General features: G+C 63.7%; 18 protein-coding genes. 9 read left to right on the forward strand and 9 right to left on the reverse strand.

The genetic code is table 11. The features are described from left to right. Nucleotides 1-41: 41 nt before the first annotated feature. Nucleotides 42-1,202, reverse strand: a complete 1,161-nt coding sequence (locus AACZ17_RS14135; RefSeq protein ID WP_290741292.1) for a peptidoglycan DD-metalloendopeptidase family protein — start codon at nucleotides 1,200-1,202, stop codon at nucleotides 42-44. Between the two features lie 2 nt (nucleotides 1,203-1,204). After that, the gene (gene gpmI / locus AACZ17_RS14140) at nucleotides 1,205-2,761 is read right to left on the reverse strand and encodes a 2,3-bisphosphoglycerate-independent phosphoglycerate mutase (RefSeq protein WP_290741294.1); all 1,557 of its coding nucleotides are present in this window, start codon (nucleotides 2,759-2,761) and stop codon (nucleotides 1,205-1,207) included. 215 nt (nucleotides 2,762-2,976) lie between these two features. Between gpmI and AACZ17_RS14145 the strand changes: the two genes are divergently transcribed. The 3 genes from AACZ17_RS14145 to secB are packed head-to-tail and all read left to right on the forward strand — an operon-like array spanning nucleotide 2,977 to nucleotide 4,212. Beyond that, the gene (locus AACZ17_RS14145; protein ID WP_290741296.1) at nucleotides 2,977-3,390 is read left to right on the forward strand and encodes a rhodanese-like domain-containing protein; all 414 of its coding nucleotides are present in this window, start codon (nucleotides 2,977-2,979) and stop codon (nucleotides 3,388-3,390) included. 9 nt (nucleotides 3,391-3,399) lie between these two features. Beyond that, nucleotides 3,400-3,678 (forward strand): glutaredoxin 3, encoded by a 279-nt coding sequence (gene grxC, locus AACZ17_RS14150; RefSeq protein WP_290741298.1) that lies wholly within the window; start codon nucleotides 3,400-3,402, stop codon nucleotides 3,676-3,678. A 24-nt stretch (nucleotides 3,679-3,702) separates the two neighbouring features. Further along, nucleotides 3,703-4,212 carry a protein-export chaperone SecB gene (gene secB / locus AACZ17_RS14155; RefSeq protein ID WP_290741300.1) on the forward strand — a complete coding sequence of 170 codons (510 nt, stop codon included), beginning with the start codon at nucleotides 3,703-3,705 and terminating at the stop codon, nucleotides 4,210-4,212. A 54-nt stretch (nucleotides 4,213-4,266) separates the two neighbouring features. On the opposite strand, the gene trmL is transcribed toward secB, so the two are convergent. The 5 genes from trmL to glnA form a co-directional block, all read right to left on the reverse strand. Further along, on the reverse strand, nucleotides 4,267-4,731 hold the full coding sequence (gene trmL, locus AACZ17_RS14160; RefSeq protein WP_290741302.1) for a tRNA (uridine(34)/cytosine(34)/5-carboxymethylaminomethyluridine(34)-2'-O)-methyltransferase TrmL: 465 nt from the start codon (nucleotides 4,729-4,731) through the stop codon (nucleotides 4,267-4,269). Nucleotides 4,732-4,750: 19 nt separating this feature from the next. Then, nucleotides 4,751-6,160 carry a nitrogen regulation protein NR(I) gene (gene glnG, locus AACZ17_RS14165; protein WP_290741305.1) on the reverse strand — a complete coding sequence of 470 codons (1,410 nt, stop codon included), beginning with the start codon at nucleotides 6,158-6,160 and terminating at the stop codon, nucleotides 4,751-4,753. After that, nucleotides 6,144-7,211: a nitrogen regulation protein NR(II) gene (gene glnL, locus AACZ17_RS14170; protein ID WP_290741307.1), complete on the reverse strand. Its 1,068-nt coding sequence runs from the start codon at nucleotides 7,209-7,211 to the stop codon at nucleotides 6,144-6,146. Before glnL ends, glnG begins: the two co-directional genes overlap by 17 nt. A gap of 256 nt (nucleotides 7,212-7,467) precedes the next feature. Beyond that, nucleotides 7,468-8,004, reverse strand: coding sequence for a DUF4124 domain-containing protein (locus AACZ17_RS14175; protein ID WP_290741309.1), 537 nt, complete (start codon nucleotides 8,002-8,004; stop codon nucleotides 7,468-7,470). A gap of 133 nt (nucleotides 8,005-8,137) precedes the next feature. Continuing rightward, nucleotides 8,138-9,544 carry a glutamate--ammonia ligase gene (gene glnA / locus AACZ17_RS14180; protein WP_290741311.1) on the reverse strand — a complete coding sequence of 469 codons (1,407 nt, stop codon included), beginning with the start codon at nucleotides 9,542-9,544 and terminating at the stop codon, nucleotides 8,138-8,140. A gap of 423 nt (nucleotides 9,545-9,967) precedes the next feature. On the opposite strand from glnA, the gene typA reads away from it, so the two are divergent. Next, nucleotides 9,968-11,779, forward strand: coding sequence for a translational GTPase TypA (typA, locus tag AACZ17_RS14185; RefSeq protein ID WP_290741314.1), 1,812 nt, complete (start codon nucleotides 9,968-9,970; stop codon nucleotides 11,777-11,779). A gap of 3 nt (nucleotides 11,780-11,782) precedes the next feature. Next, the gene (dtd, locus tag AACZ17_RS14190) at nucleotides 11,783-12,229 is read left to right on the forward strand and encodes a D-aminoacyl-tRNA deacylase (protein ID WP_290741316.1); all 447 of its coding nucleotides are present in this window, start codon (nucleotides 11,783-11,785) and stop codon (nucleotides 12,227-12,229) included. On the opposite strand, the gene AACZ17_RS14195 is transcribed toward dtd, so the two are convergent. Next, nucleotides 12,216-12,665 carry a GNAT family N-acetyltransferase gene (locus AACZ17_RS14195; RefSeq protein WP_290741319.1) on the reverse strand — a complete coding sequence of 150 codons (450 nt, stop codon included), beginning with the start codon at nucleotides 12,663-12,665 and terminating at the stop codon, nucleotides 12,216-12,218. The two genes, dtd and AACZ17_RS14195, sit on opposite strands and share 14 nt — an antisense overlap. 2 nt (nucleotides 12,666-12,667) lie before the next feature. Next, a complete protein-coding gene (locus AACZ17_RS14200; RefSeq protein ID WP_290741321.1) occupies nucleotides 12,668-13,150 on the reverse strand; it encodes a peptidylprolyl isomerase in 483 nt (160 codons plus the stop codon). Between the two features lie 215 nt (nucleotides 13,151-13,365). Here AACZ17_RS14200 and AACZ17_RS14205 point away from each other — a divergent pair, with 215 nt between their 5' ends. The 4 genes from AACZ17_RS14205 (at nucleotide 13,366) to AACZ17_RS14220 (ending at nucleotide 19,066) form a co-directional block, all read left to right on the forward strand. Beyond that, entirely contained in the window at nucleotides 13,366-14,184 is an 819-nt protein-coding gene (locus tag AACZ17_RS14205; RefSeq protein ID WP_339638617.1) for a cyclic nucleotide-binding domain-containing protein, read from the forward strand. 72 nt (nucleotides 14,185-14,256) lie between these two features. Further along, entirely contained in the window at nucleotides 14,257-16,509 is a 2,253-nt protein-coding gene (gene parC / locus AACZ17_RS14210) for a DNA topoisomerase IV subunit A (RefSeq protein WP_290741326.1), read from the forward strand. Between the two features lie 42 nt (nucleotides 16,510-16,551). Continuing rightward, nucleotides 16,552-17,214 (forward strand): TetR/AcrR family transcriptional regulator, encoded by a 663-nt coding sequence (locus AACZ17_RS14215; protein ID WP_290741328.1) that lies wholly within the window; start codon nucleotides 16,552-16,554, stop codon nucleotides 17,212-17,214. Between the two features lie 118 nt (nucleotides 17,215-17,332). Beyond that, nucleotides 17,333-19,066: an amidohydrolase family protein gene (locus AACZ17_RS14220; protein WP_290741330.1), complete on the forward strand. Its 1,734-nt coding sequence runs from the start codon at nucleotides 17,333-17,335 to the stop codon at nucleotides 19,064-19,066. Nucleotides 19,067-19,109: the final 43 nt, after the last annotated feature.

The following is a 19,109-nucleotide window of genomic DNA, read 5'->3' on the forward strand; positions in this document are numbered from 1 at the left end:
AGTGTAACCGATTCCGGCTGAAACCGCGCAAGCGCGGGGCTTCAGCGGCACCAAGCGACCGGGTCCAGAGGCTTGCCATCCTTGCGTATTTCAAAATACAGAGCCGAGCGCTCAAGGCCGCCGCTGCTGCCGACGGTGCTCACCGGCGTGCCCGGTGCCACCCATTCGCCGACCTCTTTCAACAGGCTCTGGTTGTGAGCGTACAGGCTCATGTAGCCGTCGCCGTGATCGAGTATGAGCAGCAGGCCGGAACCGCGCAGCCAGTCGGCGAACACCACACGGCCGTGGTGGATGGCACGCACCGGCGTGCCTTCCTCGGCGATGAGGTTGATGCCCTGCCAGCGCATGCCGCCGACGCCGCGGCTGGCGCCGAAGCCGTTGCTGCGGCGGGCCTCGATGGGCCAGCTCATGCTGCCCTTGCGGCTGGCGAAGGGTTTGTAGTCGGTCGGCAGCTCGATTTCTACGATGGCCTGTTTGATCGACTCCAACAGTTGCTCCAGCTCTTCCCTGTCGCGCTCCAGTTGCTGTAGCTCGTCGTCCTTGCTGCGGATATTGGCAGCCAGCGCGCCAATGGCCTGCTCACGCTGCGCGCGCGAGGCCAGCAGTGCTTCCTGCTGGCTCTGCAGCTGCGCCTGCTGCGCTTCCAGTTCGAGGGCTGCGGTCTGGCTGCGGGCTGCGATGGCGGAAAGCTCCGCCAGTGTCGCGCGATAGGCAACCACCAGCTCGTTGCGCGCCTCGAAGAAGTAGCGGTAGTAGGCCATGGCGCGCGCCACCGTGTGTGGACTTTCCTGATTGAGCAGCACTTTCACTGTGCCCTGCTGACCCATTTGCCAGGCCGCGCGCAACTCGGTACCTATGCGTACCTGTTGGCTGTCGCGGGCGGCCTCCAGCTCGCTGCTGCGCCGGGCGAGTGAGGCAAGCTCGGCCTCGGTGCTGCGGATGGCGTCGCGGTTGTTGCCGATTGCTGTCTGCAGCTCGCCGAGACGTCTTTCCGCTTCACGGAGCTGCTTCTGTTCGCTGCTCAGCTGGCTGCGCGCCTGGTCCAGCTGCCCGGTCACGGCCTTGATCCGGGCCTGCAATTCGGCGAGACTGGCGCGCGCCTGCGCTTCGTCATCCTGCGGCGAGGCGGGCATGGCCAGTGGCAGGCAGAGCAGGGCGATGCCCAGCAACAGGCCTGCACGATGCTGGCGCAGGCGAGGCATGGCTAATCCTGGCAGCGCGCCAGGCTGTGCCCGGTCATTTCCGCGGGTTGCGGTAGCCCCATCAGGCACAGCAGGCTGGGTGCGATATCGGCGAGAATACCGCCGGCGGGATCCAGTTCACAGTCCCGCTGCCCGATATACACCAGCGGTACCTGCTCAGTGGTGTGCTGCGTATGCAGCTGGCCGGATTCGTAGTCGACCATCTGCTCGCAGTTGCCGTGGTCCGCGGTGATCAGAGCCTGGCCGCCCACCTCCAGCAAGGCCGCTTCCACCCTGCCCAGACAGGCGTCCAGGGCTTCCACGGCGCGTACCGCGGCGGCAAAAATACCGGTGTGGCCGACCATGTCGCCGTTGGCGTAGTTGCAGACAATCAGGTCGTAGCGGCCACTGTGGATGGCCTCAACCAGTTTGTCGGTGACTTCCGGGGCACTCATTTCGGGTTGCAGGTCATAGGTGGCGACGTCTGGTGAGGGCACCATGATGCGCTCCTCGCCCGGGAATGTGTCCTCCCGTCCGCCACTGAAGAAAAACGTGACGTGAGCATATTTCTCGGTTTCAGCGATGCGCAGCTGGGTTTTGCCCTGATCCGCCAGGTATTCGCCCAGCACGTTGTTCAGGTGCTCCGGCGGGAAGGCGCAGGGTGCGTTGATATCTGCCGCGTACTCAGTGGTGGTGACGAAACCAGCGAGTTTCGGCACCGCGCCACGTTCGAAACTGTTGAACGCCGGGTCGGTGAAGGCGCGGGTGAGCTGGCGCGCGCGGTCAGAGCGGAAGTTCATGAACAACACGCAGTCGCCATCGCATATGGCGCCACTGGGGTCACCCTCGGCGCCGACTGCGGTGGGCAGCACGAACTCGTCATTTTCATCACGGGCATAGGCGGCCGCGAGGGCGGCCCGCGCGGTGTCGGCGTGGTGCGCTGCGGTGCCGGTTGTCAGCAGCTGCCAGGCTTGCTCAATGCGCTCCCAGCGGTTGTCGCGGTCCATGGCGTAGTAGCGCCCCACGATGCTTGCCACACGGCCACAGCCGAGCTCGGCAAACAGTGCCTCGGCTTTGGCCAGAGACGCGTCGGCGCTGCGCGGGGGTGTGTCGCGTCCGTCCAGGAATGCGTGCAGATACACCTGGCTCGCCCCGCGCGCCGCGGCCAGGCGCACGGCGGCAAGTATCTGGTCCTCGTGGCTGTGCACACCGCCGGGGGACAGCAGGCCGAGTACATGCACCGCGCCGCCGCCGGTGGCTGCGGCGTCGATCGCCTGCGTATAGGCAGGGTTGTTGTTGAAGCTGCCATCGGCGATGGCCTGGTCGATGCGTGTGATGTTCTGGTAGATAACCCGGCCGGAGCCGAGGCTCATGTGGCCAACCTCTGAGTTGCCCATTTGCCCTGCGGGCAGCCCGACATCCAGCCCCGAACCAGACACCAGCGTATGCGGCGCCTCGCTCCAGAGCCGGTCCCACACCGGGGTGTTGGCCTGCACAATCGCGTTGTCGCGGGCCTCTTCGCGGTGGCCCCAGCCGTCCAGGATGATCAGTACGGTGGGCTGCTTGCGGGGGTTGCTCATGCTCGATCCAATGCTCCGGTGGTGGCGAAAAGCCGGGGGGCTGCCATTCTACCCTGTCGCTGGGGGAATCGCATCGCCCGCTGGGCAGGCTGGTTGCCGCAGGGCTTAGCCTGTATACTTGCGGCCTTTTCTGCAGCCCTCCCGCCGGCGCTTTGCCAATGTGTGCCCGGGGTGGCCTCCGAACAGTTTCTCACAGGTGAGCGCACAACACGGTTATGGCCCTGTTTATCGAATTTTTCATACAGCAGTGGGTGCTGTTTGCCGCATTGCTGGCGGTGGTCGTCATGCTGGTGATGCACGAGGCACGCAAGTCCGGTCCGGCCCTGACGCCACAGCAGGCCATTACCCTGGTGAACGCGGAAGAGGGCGTTTTCGTTGACCTGCGCGATGCCGCGGAGTTCAAAAGCGGGCACATCGTCGATGCGCTGAACATTCCCGCGGCCAAACTGCCTGCCCGCATGGACGAACTGGCCAAGTATCGCCAGCGCCCGGTCATCCTGGTCTGCAAGATGGGACAGACAGCTGGCCCTGCGGGTAAACAGCTCAAGGCCGCCGGCTATGAAAAGGTCTACAAGATGGGTGGCGGTATGCTGGAGTGGAGTAACCTGCAGCTGCCCACGGTCAAGTAGGTCGCGCTCGTGACGGCTCCGGTAACCCTGTACACCACGCGCTTCTGCCCCTATTGCGTGCGAGCGCGCAGGCTGCTGGCCGACAAGGGCGTAGAGTTTCTGGACATTCCGGTCGATGGTGACCGCGCAAAGCGCGCCGAGATGGAGCGCCTCAGCGGTCGCCATACGGTGCCGCAGATATGGGTCGGCGACGTGCATGTCGGCGGCTGCGACGAGCTGGTGGCGCTGGAGCGCCAGGGCCGTCTCGATTCCCTATTGGCCCAGGCGCAACAGGCGCCCGGCCGCTAACACAACCTGATGGAGGACGGCTCAATGGCCGATGAACAAGCAACAGCAGCAGGCGCCGCACAAGAACCGGCGCAACAGCAGTTTGTTTTGCAGCGCATCTACAACAAGGATCTGTCGTTCGAGTCGCCTGCCAGCCCGGGCGTGTTTCGCAAGCAGTGGCAGCCCAAGGTGAATGTCGACCTCAACACCAAGAGCGATGCCATTGACGAGAACGGCAATTACGAAGTGGTGCTGACCATTACGGTGACTGCCAAGATGGAAGACGAAACAGCCTTCCTGGTTGAAATCCAGCAGGCGGGCATCTTCCTGATCAAGGGCTTCGACGGCGAGAATCTGCGCCGCGTACTGGCCACGGCGGCGCCGAACATCCTCTTCCCCTACGCCCGTGAGAATATCGACTCCCTGTGTGTGAAGGGCGGCTTTCCCCCGGTCATGCTTGCGCCGGTGAACTTCGATGGCCTGTATATGCAGGCGCTGGCGCGCTCACAGGAGCAGGGCCAGGCACCGGCCGCTGCCGCTGGCACCGAGCACTAGTCTGCTACCCGGCCGCGCCTGTCCGGCGCCGGTCGGCTGCGCACGCCCCGCCGTTCACGCCAGCCCGGGAAAGCCGAGCTGGCGCAAGCCTTCGTAACACAGAATGGCAGCCGCATTGCTCAGGTTGAGGCTGCGGCTGTCGGCCTGCATGGGAATTCTCAAGACCTGCTCCGCCGGCAATGCATCCAGCAGCGCCTGCGGCAGACCGCGCGTTTCCGGGCCCAATAGAATCGCGTCGCCACGGCGGAAGTCTGCCCTGTGGTGTGGCGTGGTGCCCCGGGTGCTGACAGCCAGCAGGCGCGAGTGTGGCAGGCTGCTGCGCAGTGCTTCCAGTGAGGCATGCACCTTCACGTTGGCGAACTCCCGGTAGTCCAGGCCGGCGCGGCGCAGGCGGCGGTCGTCCAGCTCGAACCCCAGTGGTTCAATCAGGTGCAGTTGGCAGCCGGTGTTGGCGCACAGGCGGATGATATTGCCGGTGTTCGGGGGAATTTCCGGTTCGTACAGGACGATGTTCAGCATGCACGCAGTATGCCGTCCCTCAGTCGCTCATATCCAGATCTTTCATTTTGCGGGTGAGCGTATTGCGACCCCAGCCCAGGAGCTCCGCGGCATCGCGCTTGCGGCCCTGGGTTTGCGCCAGCGCCACTTCAATCATGGCCCGCTCGAACATGGGTACCGCCTGGCGCAGAATGTGGTGCTTGCCCTGCTGCAGTTCCTTGCGCGCCCACTGGCCCAGTTGCTCGTTCCATTGCGAGGAGCCGCCGCCCGCCGCGGGCGCCGCCACCTTGCCCAGTTCCGGAGGCAGGTCGCGCAGGTGAATCTCACGCCCGGAGGCCATGACGGTCAGCCAGCGACAGGTGTTTTCCAGCTGCCGCACGTTGCCGGGCCAGGACAGCGCGGTAAGAAAGCGCTCGGTCTCCGGCAGCAGCAGCTTCGGCTCACCGCCCAGTTCCTCGGCGGCCTTGCGAAAGAAGAATTTCATCAGCCGCGGGATGTCCTCCCGCCGCTCCGCCAGCTTGGGTATGTGGATACGGATCACGTTCAGGCGGTGGAACAGGTCTTCGCGAAAGTCGCCGCGCTGTACCCGCTCTTCCAGGTCCTGGTGGGTCGCGGCGATGATGCGCACATCGACCTTGACTGAGGTATGCCCCCCCACGCGGTAGAACTCGCCGTCGGCGAGCACCCGCAACAGGCGCGTTTGCGTTTCCGCTGGCATGTCGCCAATTTCGTCAAGAAACAGCGTGCCGCCGTTGGCCTGCTCGAACCGGCCTTCGCGCTTGCTGTTGGCACCGGTGAAGGCGCCCTTTTCATGGCCAAACAGCTCGGATTCCATCAGGTCCCGGGGTATCGCCGCCATGTTCAGGGCAATGAAGGGGCGCTGGGCCCGCGGGCTGTGGCGATGCAGGGCCCGGGCCACCAGCTCCTTGCCGGTACCGGATTCGCCGTTGATCAGCACGGTGATGTTGCTCTGTGCCAGTCGCCCGATGGCGCGGAAAACCTCCTGCATGGCCGGGGCTTCGCCGATGATCTCGGTGTCCGGCAGGGCTTCGGGCAGGGTCATTTCCCCGCGCTTCTCCCGCGCCTGTGCCAGTGCGCGCTCGGTGATCGCCACCACTTCGTCAATGTCGAAGGGCTTCGGCAGGTACTCAAATGCGCCGCGCTGGTAGGAGGCGACAGCGCTCTCCAGGTCGGAATGGGCGGTGGTGATGATGACAGGCAGTTCCGGGTGCTGATCGTTGATGCGCGTCAGCAGGTCCAGGCCGTCGATACCGGGCATACGTATGTCGCTGATGATGACGTCCGGCTGCTCGGAAAGCATGCGCTCGATCAGCTGGTCGCCATCGGAAAAGCTCTCGTTGTCGATACCGGCCTGGCTGAGCGCGCGTTCCAGCACCCAGCGGATAGAGCTGTCATCATCCACGACCCAGACTTTAGCGTGTCTCTGCATGGCTCTGTTCCATTGGTAAATAAAGGGTAAAACGGGTGTTACCCGGTTCGCTGGCACACTCCAGCAGGCCGCCGTGGCGGTTGATGATGGACTGCGCTATGGACAGTCCCAGCCCGGTGCCGTCCGGGCGTCCGGTCACCATGGGCACAAAAATGGCCTGCTGCAGGTCTGCCGGAATACCGGGGCCGTTGTCGATGATATCGACGCGGCATACCAGGCGGTGTCGCCGACCACTGATCGTGAACTGCCGCTGCGAGCGGGTGCGCAGAAGAATGCTGCACGCTTCCGGCGACGCCGCCGCCTGCAGGGCATTGCGCATGATGTTCAGCACCGCCTGGATGAGCTGTGCGCGATCTACCGGCAGCGGCGGGAGGCTGGGGTCGTAGTCGCGGTTGATGGTGACAGCGTTATTCACCTCGGCCGAGATGAGGTTGCGCACATGCTCAATGATTTCGTGGATATTCACCGGCTCTATCGCCAGCCGCTGGTTGGGGCCAAGCAGGCGATCCACCAGGTCGCGCAGGCGGTCCGCCTCGCGGATGATAATACGGGTGTACTCTGCGAGTTCTTCGTTGGGCAGTTCCTTGGCCAGCAGCTGGGCCGCCCCCCGCACGCCACCCAGCGGGTTCTTGATCTCATGCGCCAGACCACGGATCACCGCACGGGTCGTTTCCTGCGCGTGCAGCATGCTTTCTTCCCGGCTGATCCGCTGCAGCCGGTCAATAGGAATCAGCTCCAGCAGCAGGCTATCGCCCTGTTCGCCGTGCAGCACGGTGACAATCAGGTCGATTTGTACTTCCTGGCCGGTGTGTGTGACCAGTAGCATGCCCCGCCGGGCCAGGGTGGCGCGGTTGGCCCGGGCCTGCTTCAGGGTTTGCAGCAATTCGCCCGCCTGCTGCACCAGCTGGCTGACATCGACCCCCATGGCCCGTGTGGCCGAGGCCTCCAGCAGCACCTCCGCCGCCGAGTTGATTGCCGTGACGCGCAGCTGTGCGTCCAAAGCGATCACGCCGGTGCTGATGTGGTCCAGAATGTCGGGTTTCTGCTGCATGCCTGCCCCATGATTGACCGCCTGAGCGCGGTACGCCTGTTGGCAAAGCAAGAATAACGCCAACTTGGCCTTTAGGGGCTGCCCTTCACCAACCTGTCAGTAAAACAGGGATTTTTATAGGTAGTGAGTGCTTACTTTAAAGGCGAAAATGGCAAGCTTTCGCGATTCCGGGCAGGTTGTCGAAGCGTTTTCCAGCCACCACCGGTCATTCGCACCAATATAGTGCACGGTGGCTCTGGCGCTGTCCAGTGTGGGGCTAATTGCGGTTCTGGATATTGTAGGGTCGCATGACCTGGACGTGTACCGATGGGGAGCGCGCGACTTCGGCGCCACTGGCACCAAGGCGCACCACCGTGAGGTCGTGACCACCGCGCAACACATTGGTCAGGGCCCAGCGTCCGTTCGTCTGGGCATCGCCTACCGGTGCGCCGTCAATCTGCAGCACCAGCTTCTCGCCCGAGCTGAGTGGGGGCTGTGCAGAGGCCTCCACAGTAAAGTCACCCTGCCCCATGGGTATCACGGTCTGGTCTGCCGGCGAGGTGATCGTCACCGTCCGCGCTACGGCTGGCTCCGCCTCCGGGGCGATATCGCGCGGCGCGGGCGCACTGCTCATGTCGGGCGCTGGCTGCGTGTTCAGGCGGCGCAGGGTCACTTCTTCACGGGCGGTGCCTTCAGCGGGTGGTTTGTCGGTAAACACCACGTTGCCCTGGGCATCTGTGGATTTGTAGATAGGCTGACTGGCCTGGGTGGCCACAGGCAACAGCAGCGATAACAGCAGCAGTAGACGGATCATGCCCGATAGCCTCCGGCGCGGCGATTCCCCATAACCTTAGCAGAAAAAGCGTTGGTGCCCTATCCCCGGGGCGGGGTGCTGCGGGCATAAAAAAGGCCCGCACGTGGCGGGCCTGGAAACAGCGTTCCGCAGCTTACACGGAGTAGTACATGTCGAACTCGACCGGGTGTGTGGTCATGTTCAGGCGCTCGATGTCGGCCGCCTTCAGGTCGATGTAGCCATCAATCATGTCGTCGGTGAACACGCCGCCTGCGGTCAGGAAGCCACGGTCCTCATCGAGTGACTTCAGCGCTTCGCTCAGGCTGGAGCACACGGTGGGGATGGCCTTGCCTTCCTCGGGCGGCAGGTCGTACAGGTCCTTGTCGGCGGCATCGCCGGGGTGGATCTTGTTCTGGATGCCGTCGAGGCCCGCCATCAGCAGTGCGGCAAAGGCCAGGTAGGGGTTGGCAGCCGGGTCGGGGAAGCGCACTTCCACGCGCTTGCCCTTGGGGCTCGCAACGTAGGGAATGCGGATCGACGCGGAGCGGTTGCGGGCTGAATAGGCCAGCATCACAGGTGCCTCAAAGCCGGGCACCAGGCGCTTGTAGGAGTTGGTCGCCGGGTTGGTGAAGGCGTTCAGCGCCTTGGCGTGCTTGATGACACCACCGATGTAGTACAGCGCGGTTTCTGACAGCCCGGAGTACCCGTCGCCGGCAAAGGTGTTTACGCCGTCCTTGGAGATGGACATGTGCACGTGCATGCCGGAACCGTTGTCACCGACCAGTGGCTTGGGCATGAAGGTGGCGGTTTTGCCGTAGGCGTGCGCCACGTTGTGCACGCAGTACTTGAGGATCTGTACTTCGTCTGCTTTCTTGACCAGGGTGTTGAACTTGACGCCGATTTCACACTGTCCGGCAGTGCCCACTTCGTGGTGGTGTACCTCGACGCCCAGGCCCATTTGCTCCATGGCGGTGCACATGGCTGCGCGGATGTCGTGCAGCGAATCTACCGGAGGAACCGGGAAGTAGCCGCCTTTCACGCGCGGACGGTGGCCGGTGTTGCCGTCTTCCTGGTGCAGGTTGGACGACCAGGCGGCCTCGGAGGAGCTGATGGCGTAGCCGGCGCCAGAGATATCAGCGTGCCACTTGATGTCATCGAAGACGAAGAACTCGGGCTCAGGGCCGAAGAAGGCGGTGTCGCCAATACCGGTGGTCTGCAGGTATTCCTGGGCGCGACGTGCAACGGACCGCGGGTCGCGCTCGTAGCCTTGCATGGTGCTTGGCTCGACGATGTCACAACGCAGGATAACGGTGGTGTCATCGGTGAAGGGATCCAGCACCGCAGTGCTGTCGTCCGGCATCAGGATCATGTCTGACTCGTTGATGCCCTTCCAGCCGGCGATGGAGGAACCATCGAACATCTGGCCGTCTTCGAAGAAATCTTCGTCCACGGAGCTGGCGGGCAGGGTGACGTGCTGTTCCTTGCCTTTGGTGTCCGTGAAGCGCAGGTCGACCCATTTTGCTTCGCTATTCTTGATCAGGTTCAGAGTATGCTCTGACATTGGATGTCCTCCATGGGGTGTAAAGTCGTGCCACAGTCTTCGGCGCAGTGCGTGTTCCTGGTGCGGCGGTTGCTTGCGAGCGCTCCGTCAGCGGCCAGCGAATCTTGGCAGGATTCCTAACAGCAAAACCCATGCCAAGATTCCAGGGGGCCTAACTCCCTGTTTTGCAGCAGTTTATCACCGCCCGTGCAGTGGCGCCCCATCGCCGTGCTCTATTTTGATGCGTCAGTGCTTTATTTTGGTGCACGACGGGCGCGTGGCGACATTCTGCCGCCAACGCTGCCGGCGCCCGCCTGTAGCCGCTGCTGCCTGATCTGGCGCGAATACCGCATTATCACCGGAAACGGGCGCTCCGCTCACTGCGGTGCTGGGGTATAATCCGCCGCCTTTTTTGCTGCCGGGCCCCCGGACTGAGGAACTCCCTTGATTGAGAAGCTTCGCAACATCGCCATTATTGCCCACGTTGACCACGGCAAGACCACGCTCGTGGACTGCCTGCTGAATCAGTCGGGAACCCTTGACCGTCGCTCCGAAGGGGCAGAGCGTATCATGGACTCCAATGACCAGGAGCGGGAGCGCGGTATCACCATTCTGGCCAAGAATACGGCGATCCGCTGGAACGACTACCGGATCAACATCGTGGACACCCCCGGACACGCCGACTTCGGCGGTGAGGTGGAGCGCGTACTGTCCATGGTGGACTCTGTGCTCCTGTTGGTAGACGCGGTTGACGGCCCTATGCCGCAAACCCGTTTCGTGACCTCCAAGGCCTTCGAGCAGGGCCTGAACCCCATCGTGGTCATCAACAAGGTGGATCGTCCGGGCGCACGCCCCGACTGGGTGGTCGACCAGGTGTTTGACCTGTTTGATCGGCTCGGCGCCACCGACGAGCAGCTCGACTTCCCCATCGTCTATGCCTCCGCCATCCAGGGCATTGCCGGCCTTGATCACGAGGCCATGGCAGACGACATGCAGCCGCTGTTCCAGACCATCATCGACAAGGTGCCGACACCCGCGGTAGACCGCGATGGCCCGTTGCAGCTGCAGATCAGCGCGCTGGATTACAACAGCTACGTCGGTGTCATCGGTGTGGGCCGTGTGACCCGCGGTACCCTGAAGCCGAACACCCAGGTCACGGTGATTGATCGCCAGGGCAAAACCCGCAACGGACGCGTCCTGCAGGTGATGGGCTACATGGGGCTGGAGCGGGTTGAAGTCCCCTCTGTAGAGGCCGGGGACATTGTCTGCGTGACCGGTATCGAGGGGCTGAACATTTCCGACACGCTGTGTGACCCCGCCACCGTAGAGGCCCTGCCGCCCCTGACCGTTGACGAACCCACCGTCAGCATGACCTTCCAGGTCAATGACTCGCCCTTCGCCGGCCGTGAGGGCAAGTTCGTCACCACGCGCAATATCAAGGAGCGCCTTGAACGCGAGCTGATCCACAACGTGGCACTGCGGGTAGAGCCGGGTGATACGCCGGACAAGTTCAAGGTGTCCGGGCGTGGGGAGCTGCACCTGTCGGTACTCATCGAGAGCATGCGCCGCGAGGGTTTCGAGCTCGGTGTTTCGCGTCCCGAGGTGATTCAGAAAGAAATTGACGGCGTCATGCAGGAACCCTACGAGCAGCTGGTGATCGACTGTGAGGAGCAGCACCAGGGCGCGATCATGGAAGAGCTGGGCCTGCGTCGCGCATCGCTGGAGAACATGACGCTGGACGGCAAGGGCCGGGTGCGCCTGGAGTTCATCATACCCGCCCGCGGCCTTATCGGCTTCCGCGGCCTGTTCCTGACCCTGACCTCCGGCAGTGGTATTCTCACCCACGTGTTCGACCATTACGGTGCGGTGAAGAATCAGGAGATCGCCCGCCGCACCAACGGTGTGCTGGTGTCCATGGTCAAGGGTAAGACCCTCGCCTACTCGTTGTTCAACCTGCAGGACCGTGGTCGCCTGTTCGTGGGCCCCAACGTGGAGGTCTACGAGGGGCAGATTATCGGTCTGCACAGTCGCGGTAACGACCTGACCGTGAACCCGATCAAGGGCAAGCAGTTGACCAACGTGCGCGCTTCCGGCACGGATGAGGCCCTGACGCTCACCCCGCATGTTCGCCACAGCCTGGAGCAGGCGCTGGAGTTCATCGAAGAGGACGAGCTGGTAGAAGTCACGCCGGAAAGCATTCGCCTGCGCAAGAAGCTGCTGCTCGAGCACGAGCGCCGCCGCGCCGGTCGCGCCTGAGGCGTGAAGGCTCTGCTGCAGCGCGTCACCACGGCGAAAGTGACCGTGGGGGAGCGCTGTGTCGGGGAAATCGGTAGTGGTTTGCTGGTGTTTCTCGGGCTGGAGCAGGGCGACCAGCGCGAAGCGGGTCTGCGCCTGCTGGACAGGCTGCTCAGCTATCGCATTTTTCCCGATGACGAGGGCCGCATGAATCGCAGCGTGCGGGATGCCGGCGGCGAAGTGTTGCTGGTGTCCCAGTTCACCCTCGCGGCAGATACCCGCAAGGGCCTGCGGCCCGGCTTTTCCACCGCCATGGCGCCGCAAGAGGCGGAGCCGTTTTTCGCGTGGATGCTGGCACAGCTGCGTGAACGCCACGCCGGTGTCGCCGCCGGGGAATTCGGCGCCAACATGCAGGTGAGTCTGGTAAACGACGGGCCGGTGACCTTTTTGCTGGAGACTAGCCCGGCATAAGCCGCATGTGCAGGTGGAAGATGCCATCTTCCAGGTAGGGTTCGCCGCTGGCGACAAAACCCAGGCTGGCATAGAAGTCCCGCAAATAGGCCTGGGCGCCAATCGCAATGCCTGCCCCGGGCCATTGTTGGCGGTTGAAATCGATACCCCGTTGCACCAGCGCACGCCCCAGCCCCGTCCCTCGCGCGGCCGCGGGCACCGTAATCCTGCCCAGTGAGCTCTCGGCATAGCTGAGGCCCGGCGGCAGGCAGCGTTGATAGGCGAGTAGTTCTGCGCCCCGCTGGTGGCGCATGTGCCAGCATTGCGCATCCAGGCCATCGAGGTCGCGATACACGCAGGCCTGCTCCACCACAAAAATATCCTGGCGCAGTTGCAGCACCGCGTACAGCTCAGCGGCCGAGAGAGCCTCGAAGCGCGTGTTGAGCCACTGACCCACGGTCAGTGGTGATGGCCGCCCACGCCGTGGGCGTGGCCGTGGGCTTTTTCGTCAGCGCTGGCGGCACGCACGTCAACGATTTCGATGGCGAAGCGCAGCGTCTGGCCCGCCAGGGGATGATTGGTGTCGATCTCGGCGCTGTGGCGGCCCACCCTGGTCACGGTTACCGGGTGGCGCCCTTCGCTGGTGTTGAGCTGTACCGTCATCCCCGGCTGCAGTTTGCCCCGGTACACCAGATGCTTCACCGGCACTTTCTGCACGCGGCCCTCGCGCCGCTCACCGTAGGCGTCGGCGGGCGCCAGCTCCACCTCAGTGTGTGCGCCGGCTTCCAGGCCCTCCAGTGCCGACTCCAATGCAGGCAGGATATTGTTGGTGCCGTGCAGGTAGGCGCTGGGGTCACCGCCGCGGGAGGATTCCAGTTCCTCGCCGGCCGTATTCTGCAGTGAGTAATGAAATGTAACGACGGTGTCTTGGCTTATTTTCACTATGGTACGATCCATCGAAGCGGGGGTGGCGATATTATCACGCCCTGCCGGGGCGTTGGCATCCTCCCGGTGTACAAATCCCGGCTTTGGCGATTCTCCGCTGCCTGAATAGTTGGTAGTATGCGCAGGCGTGCGGTGCCGGCAGACAGGGCAGGCCTCCACGGCTGCCGAAGGCGGGCGCGATGGCCGCGCAAAGACTGACAAAGAGCACGGTGATGCTGGCAAACGCTGAACTTTCTCCCGACTTTACCCACCTCAACCAGCAGTTCAAGGAGCTGGTGTCGGCATTGATCGATATTGTCGACATCCAGCCTGTGCAGGTTCAGGTAGAGGCCGTTCGCAATGGGTCGTTTCGCGGCTTCGATGCCACCCGCTTCTATCTGGTGGCAAGCGGCTCCCTCACCGCGCGCTATCTCGGGCGCACCGTTTATCTGCTGGATGAAGGCGACCTGCTGCTGCCGGATATTGCCGGCACCAGCAATGCCAATATGGCCGTGGTGTTCGGCAGTGAAGCCGGTGCCAGCCTGTACGCCTTTCCCGGGCTGGAGCTGATGCAGAAGGTGTTTGCCAACCCGGCGGCGGTGAAAGTGTGGACCCGCCTGCTGGTCACCTACGCTGGCCTCATGCTGCGTATCACCGCGGCGAACACACCGGAATCCGGCCTTGCGACGCCGGGATTCGAGGAGTTCCAGCCCGGCGATGTGATCATCCGGCAGGGCGAACGGGCGGAATACGTGTTCAACCTCTCGTCCGGCAGCGCGGAAGTACTGGTGGACGATGTGGTCGTGGGTCGCATCAATGAAGGGGAGATTTTTGGCGCCATGGCGGCGCTGACCCAGTCTGACCGCAGTGCCACGGTGCGCGCGCGGACGCGCTGCTCGGTAGTGAAAGTGCGCAAGGAGCAGTTCACGGATCTCATCGCCAACAACCCGGCCACCATCCACAGCCTGCTGGTGGATATGGCCAACTCGATCGTTAATCTCAATGAGCAGCTGGTTGCCACGCGCAACGGCAGCACCCCGCTGGAACGCTGAGCCCGGTCTTCACGCCGCGGGGCGGGGTGAAGACGCCGCTGGCTCCTGATGTAACAGACACAGGCTTTTTGCATGTCCGACATAGTGGAAATCGACAGTGATGGTATCGAGCAGGTCTCGATGCATCAATATACTGAAAAGGCGTACCTGGACTACTCCATGTACGTCATTCTGGATCGCGCGCTGCCGCACATAGGTGACGGCCTGAAGCCCGTACAGCGGCGCATCATCTACGCGATGAGCGAGCTGGGCCTGAAGGCAACGGCAAAGTTCAAGAAGTCCGCGCGCACCGTGGGCGACGTGATCGGCAAGTTCCACCCCCATGGCGACAGCGCAGCCTATGAGGCCATGGTGCTCATGGCGCAGGATTTCAGCTATCGCTACCCGCTGGTGGACGGGCAGGGTAACTGGGGCTCACCGGACGACCCCAAGTCCTTCGCCGCCATGCGCTACACGGAGTCAAGACTCACCGCCTACGCCGACGTGCTGCTTGGCGAGCTGGCCCAGGGCACGGTGGACTGGGTACCGAATTTTGATGGTACGATGGATGAGCCCTCCGTGTTGCCGGCACAGGTACCCAATGTGCTGCTCAACGGCACCACCGGCATTGCGGTGGGCATGGCGACCGATATCCCGCCGCACAACCTGCGCGAAGTGGTGAATGCCGCCGTGCATTTGCTGGAGTCGCCGCGCGCCACGCTGGCGGACCTCTGCGAGTTTGTACAGGCGCCCGACTTCCCGACTGAAGCCGAAATCATCACCCCCCGGGAGGATATTCGCGCCCTGTATGAAACCGGCCGCGGCGGGCTGCGCATGCGCGCCGTCTGGGAGCGCGAGGGCGGCGACATCATCGTCCGTGCCCTGCCCTACCAGGTGTCGGGTTCCCGGGTGCTGGAGCAGATTGCGGCACAGATGCAGGCCCGCAAGCTGCCCATGGTGGCCGACCTGCGCGATGAGTCAGACCATGAGAACCCGACGCGACTGGTGATTGTGCCGCGCTCGAACCGGGTGGATGCCGAAGCGCTGATGAGCCACCTGTTTGCGACCACCGACCTGGAAAAGACCTACCGGGTCAACCTCAACATGATCGGCACCGACGGCCGCCCTGCGGTGAAATCGCTGGAACGGATTCTGCGCGAATGGCTGTCTTTCCGCACCGCGACTGTGCGCCGGCGTCTGGAGCACCGGCTGGAGCGGGTGCTCAAACGCCTGCATATTCTGGAAGGCTATCTCATCGCCTACCTGAATATCGATGAAGTGATTCATATCATCCGCACCGAGGACAAGCCCAAGCCCGCCCTGATGGCGCGTTTTGGCCTCACCGATCCGCAGGCAGAATCGATCCTTGAGCTGAAGCTGCGCAACCTGGCCAAGCTGGAGGAAATGAAAATCCGCGGCGAGCAGGAGGAGCTGGCCGCCGAGCGGGATGCCCTGCAGCTTACCCTGGGCAGCGAGGCGCGCCTGAAAACGCTGATTCGCAAGGAGCTGCAGGCGGCCGCCGAGCAGTATGGCGACGCGCGGCGCTCACCGCTGGCGACCCGCGAGGAGGCCCGCGCGTTCAGTGAACTGGAGCTGATGAGCGCGGACCCGATCACCGTGGTGCTCTCGGAAAAAGGTTGGATTCGCGCGGCGAAGGGCCACGATGTGGATGCAGGTAGCCTGAGCTACAAGTCCGGGGATGGTTTCAAGCTCGATGCCCGCGGCCGCAGCAACCAGCCGACCGTGATACTGGACTCGACGGGGCGCGCCTACACGCTGGCGTCGCACAATCTGCCCTCGGCGCGTGGCCAGGGTGAGCCGGTGACCGGGCGCATCAACCCGCCCTCCGGCGCTACCTTCGAAGGCCTGCTGCTGGCGGATGAGCAACAGCGATTCCTGCTGGCGAGTGATGCCGGCTACGGCTTCGTGGCGGTCTACTCGGACCTGCAAACCAAGAACCGTGCGGGGAAAGCCCTGCTTTCACTGCCCAAGGGGGGGCGTGTTCTGCAGCCCTGCCCGGTGCCGGCAGAGAATGACGGCGCCTGGGTGGCGGCGCTGTCCAATGAAGGCCGCCTGCTGGTGTTCCCGCTGGCGGACCTGCCCCAGCTGGCACGCGGCAAGGGCAACAAGATCCTCGGGATCCCGTCAGCCCGGGTCCAGGCGCGCGAGGAGTTTCTGGTGACAGTGCAGGTGATCGACGAAGCGCAGTCGCTGGTGATCCAGGCGGGCAAGCGTCACCTGACGCTGAAGTTCAGCGAACTGGAACACTACCGCGGCGAGCGCGGCCGGCGCGGCAACAAGCTGCCGCGGGGCTTCCAGAAGGTTGACGGCATGCGGGTGGAGTAGCCGCATTGCCAGCGCTCCCGCCGCTTCGATGAGGCCCTGATTATGCCTGTGAAACGCCCCGTTCCCACCCCTCGTCGTCGCGGTCGTCCGGCCAAGATCAGCCGCGAGAAAGTCATCGAAGCGGTACTGCTGCTGCTTGAGGATGCCGCTCCGGACGAGGTCAGCATGGCGGACGTGGCGGCCCGTCTCAATGTGCCAGTGATGTCCCTGTACAACCACTTTCCCAACACCAGCGAGCTGCTGCAATCCGTGGCGGACCATACCTTCGGCCTGTTCCGCATGCCGGCAATGCGGGCCGGGGCACCCTGGCAGGATGAGTTGCTGGCCTGGTTGCGCGCCCTGGCTCACCACTGCCAGCGCTATCCGGTTGCCCTGCGCATGATTTCCATCGAGGGTCGTGCGACACCGGCCTACCAGCGCATCGTTGCGCCGCTGCTGCGTGTGCTGCAGTCACTGCAGCTGGACGAGCGCCGCTCGGCCCTGCTGCTGGCCTGGGTGACCAGCCAGGCGATGGGTCTTATCTACATCGAGGATTTTGCCGAACCCGCGCGGCGGCTGGCGCCGCCCTCCCTGGCGGCCGACACTACCGACGCAGGATGGCTGGCGGCCGTGGGCAGTGCACTGCCCGATGTCCAGCGCGAGGAGGTGCTGGAACTCGGCTTTCGCTCCCTGATTGCCATATTGGAAGAAGAGGCGGCAAAATAATTATAGAAACTCTTATTAAAAATAATTAGACTCAGATCCAGCGCGCTCGACGTTGCCCCGGTAATCGCTCGGCCGCGACCCTCCCAATCCGATAAGAAACGACAGAGGTGGTGACACGATGAGCAAAACACTGATTCGAAACGGTACCGTCATCGACGGTACAGGTGCAGCCGGCTTCGCGGCCGACGTCCGCGTGCACAACGGCGTGATTGCCGAAGTGGCGCCGGGGCTGGCGCCCGCCGCCGATGAGACGGTGGTGGATGCCGCCGGCTGCTACGTCTGCCCCGGTTTTATTGAAAGCCACACGCACTTCGACGGCGCCATGTGGTGGGATGAAGAGCTCGACCCCCTGCCCGGCTATGGCGTTACCTCCGTGATCATGGGCAACTGCGGCTTCTCCATCGCGCCCGTATCCGACGACGAAGCTGCGCGCCGCGAGGTCGTGGGCATCTTCTCCTTCTTTGAAGACATCCCGGAACAGCCTTTCCTCAAGTCCCTGCCGTGGGATTGGCGCAGTTGGCCGGAGTACCGCGACTCCATGGTGCGCAATGTGAAAATGCCTGCCAACTATGCGGCGTTCTGCGGGCATATCGCCCTGCGCCTGGCGGTCATGGGCCTGCAGGCCTGGGAGCGGGCCGCCACGCCGGCAGAAGTGGAGCAGATGTGCGGCCTGCTTGACGAGGCCCTGGCTGCAGGCGCCCTGGGCATGTCCACCAATCTCTTTGATCACGACGGGCAGGACCGCCCGGTGCCCTCGCTGAAGGCCGATGACCACGAGCTGCAATCCCTGATGGCGGTCATCAGCCGGCATCCCGGCGCCACCTTGCAGGTGATTGTCGATACCTTCCGCAACATGACTGCACCGGACACCATGCGTCGCATTGCGCGCCTGTCCGAAGGCATGCCGTTGCGCGTGCAGTGGGCTGGCCTGCCCACCCTGGTGTTCCAGCGCGACATGATGGGCATACAGGCGCCGCTGGTGGAGCTGCACGAACAGTTCAAGCAGGAGGGTCGTGATTTCTGGACGGGCTTTGCCCACATCGCCGTCACCTCCACGATGAGTGTGCAGAGCTCGCTGATCTTCGCCCAATCCAATGACTACGTGTGGCATGAAGTCGTGACCGCCGAAGGGGATGAGGCCAAGGCAGCCCTGCTGCGCGACCCGAGCTGGCGCGAGCGCGCCCGCGAGTCCTGGGATACCAAGACCTTCGAGTTCTCGCCCTTCCCCGAAGGGCGTGCCGCCCACCTGTTGCTGATGAATTCGGACAACGGTGTCGGGCCCACGCACCTCACGCTGGGCGAGTACCAGGCCCAGATCGGCGCGCCCCATCCCTCCGACGCCATGGCGGAGTGGCTGCTGGCCAATGGTCTGCAGTCTACCGTGACCATGCCGCCCTTTGAGTGCGATCGCGAGATGGTGCTGCGCCTGATGCGCGACCCCTACTCCGTGGGCAACATCAGTGATGCCGGCGCGCACGGCCAGATGCTCTGCGGCGGCGGTGAGAACGTCAAACTGTTCACCGATTTCGTGCGCTCCGGTGACCTTTCGGTGGAGGAAGCGGTGCACATCCAGACCGGCAAACTGGCCAGCCATTTCGGTTTCCACGATCGCGGGGTACTCCAGGCGGGCAAGCGCGCCGACCTTACGGTCTTCAACCTCGATGAGGTGCAGGAGCGCGAGATGAAGCGGGTCTACGACGTGCCCGACGGCAAGGGTGGCTTCACCTGGCGCTGGAGCCGCGACCCGGCACCGGTGCGCATGACCATGGTTAATGGCGAAGTGACCTTTGACGGGCAGAAAAGCACACCCGCCCGACCGGGAGAGATGCTGGCACCGTCCGCTGCGGCGTAGGGGTTCTCCCGGTATCGTCTGAATGGGGGATCACAGCGGCGCC

Origin of the sequence: uncultured Haliea sp. (assembly GCF_963973825.1) — a bacterium.
Lineage (GTDB): Bacteria > Pseudomonadota > Gammaproteobacteria > Pseudomonadales > Halieaceae > Haliea.

What these genes read in the sequence shown, in the direction of transcription:
- AACZ17_RS14135 (WP_290741292.1), bottom strand. Translation starts at nt 1,202, where the DNA reads ATGCCTCGCCTGCGCCAGCATCGTGCAGGCCTGTTGCTGGGCATCGCC.
- gpmI (WP_290741294.1), bottom strand. Translation starts at nt 2,761, where the DNA reads ATGAGCAACCCCCGCAAGCAGCCCACCGTACTGATCATCCTGGACGGC.
- AACZ17_RS14145 (WP_290741296.1), top strand. Translation starts at nt 2,977, where the DNA reads ATGGCCCTGTTTATCGAATTTTTCATACAGCAGTGGGTGCTGTTTGCC.
- secB (WP_290741300.1), top strand. Translation starts at nt 3,703, where the DNA reads ATGGCCGATGAACAAGCAACAGCAGCAGGCGCCGCACAAGAACCGGCG.
- trmL (WP_290741302.1), bottom strand. Translation starts at nt 4,731, where the DNA reads ATGCTGAACATCGTCCTGTACGAACCGGAAATTCCCCCGAACACCGGC.
- glnG (WP_290741305.1), bottom strand. Translation starts at nt 6,160, where the DNA reads ATGCAGAGACACGCTAAAGTCTGGGTCGTGGATGATGACAGCTCTATC.
- glnL (WP_290741307.1), bottom strand. Translation starts at nt 7,211, where the DNA reads ATGCAGCAGAAACCCGACATTCTGGACCACATCAGCACCGGCGTGATC.
- AACZ17_RS14175 (WP_290741309.1), bottom strand. Translation starts at nt 8,004, where the DNA reads ATGATCCGTCTACTGCTGCTGTTATCGCTGCTGTTGCCTGTGGCCACC.
- glnA (WP_290741311.1), bottom strand. Translation starts at nt 9,544, where the DNA reads ATGTCAGAGCATACTCTGAACCTGATCAAGAATAGCGAAGCAAAATGG.
- AACZ17_RS14205 (WP_339638617.1), top strand. Translation starts at nt 13,366, where the DNA reads ATGCTGGCAAACGCTGAACTTTCTCCCGACTTTACCCACCTCAACCAG.
- parC (WP_290741326.1), top strand. Translation starts at nt 14,257, where the DNA reads ATGTCCGACATAGTGGAAATCGACAGTGATGGTATCGAGCAGGTCTCG.
- AACZ17_RS14215 (WP_290741328.1), top strand. Translation starts at nt 16,552, where the DNA reads ATGCCTGTGAAACGCCCCGTTCCCACCCCTCGTCGTCGCGGTCGTCCG.
- AACZ17_RS14220 (WP_290741330.1), top strand. Translation starts at nt 17,333, where the DNA reads ATGAGCAAAACACTGATTCGAAACGGTACCGTCATCGACGGTACAGGT.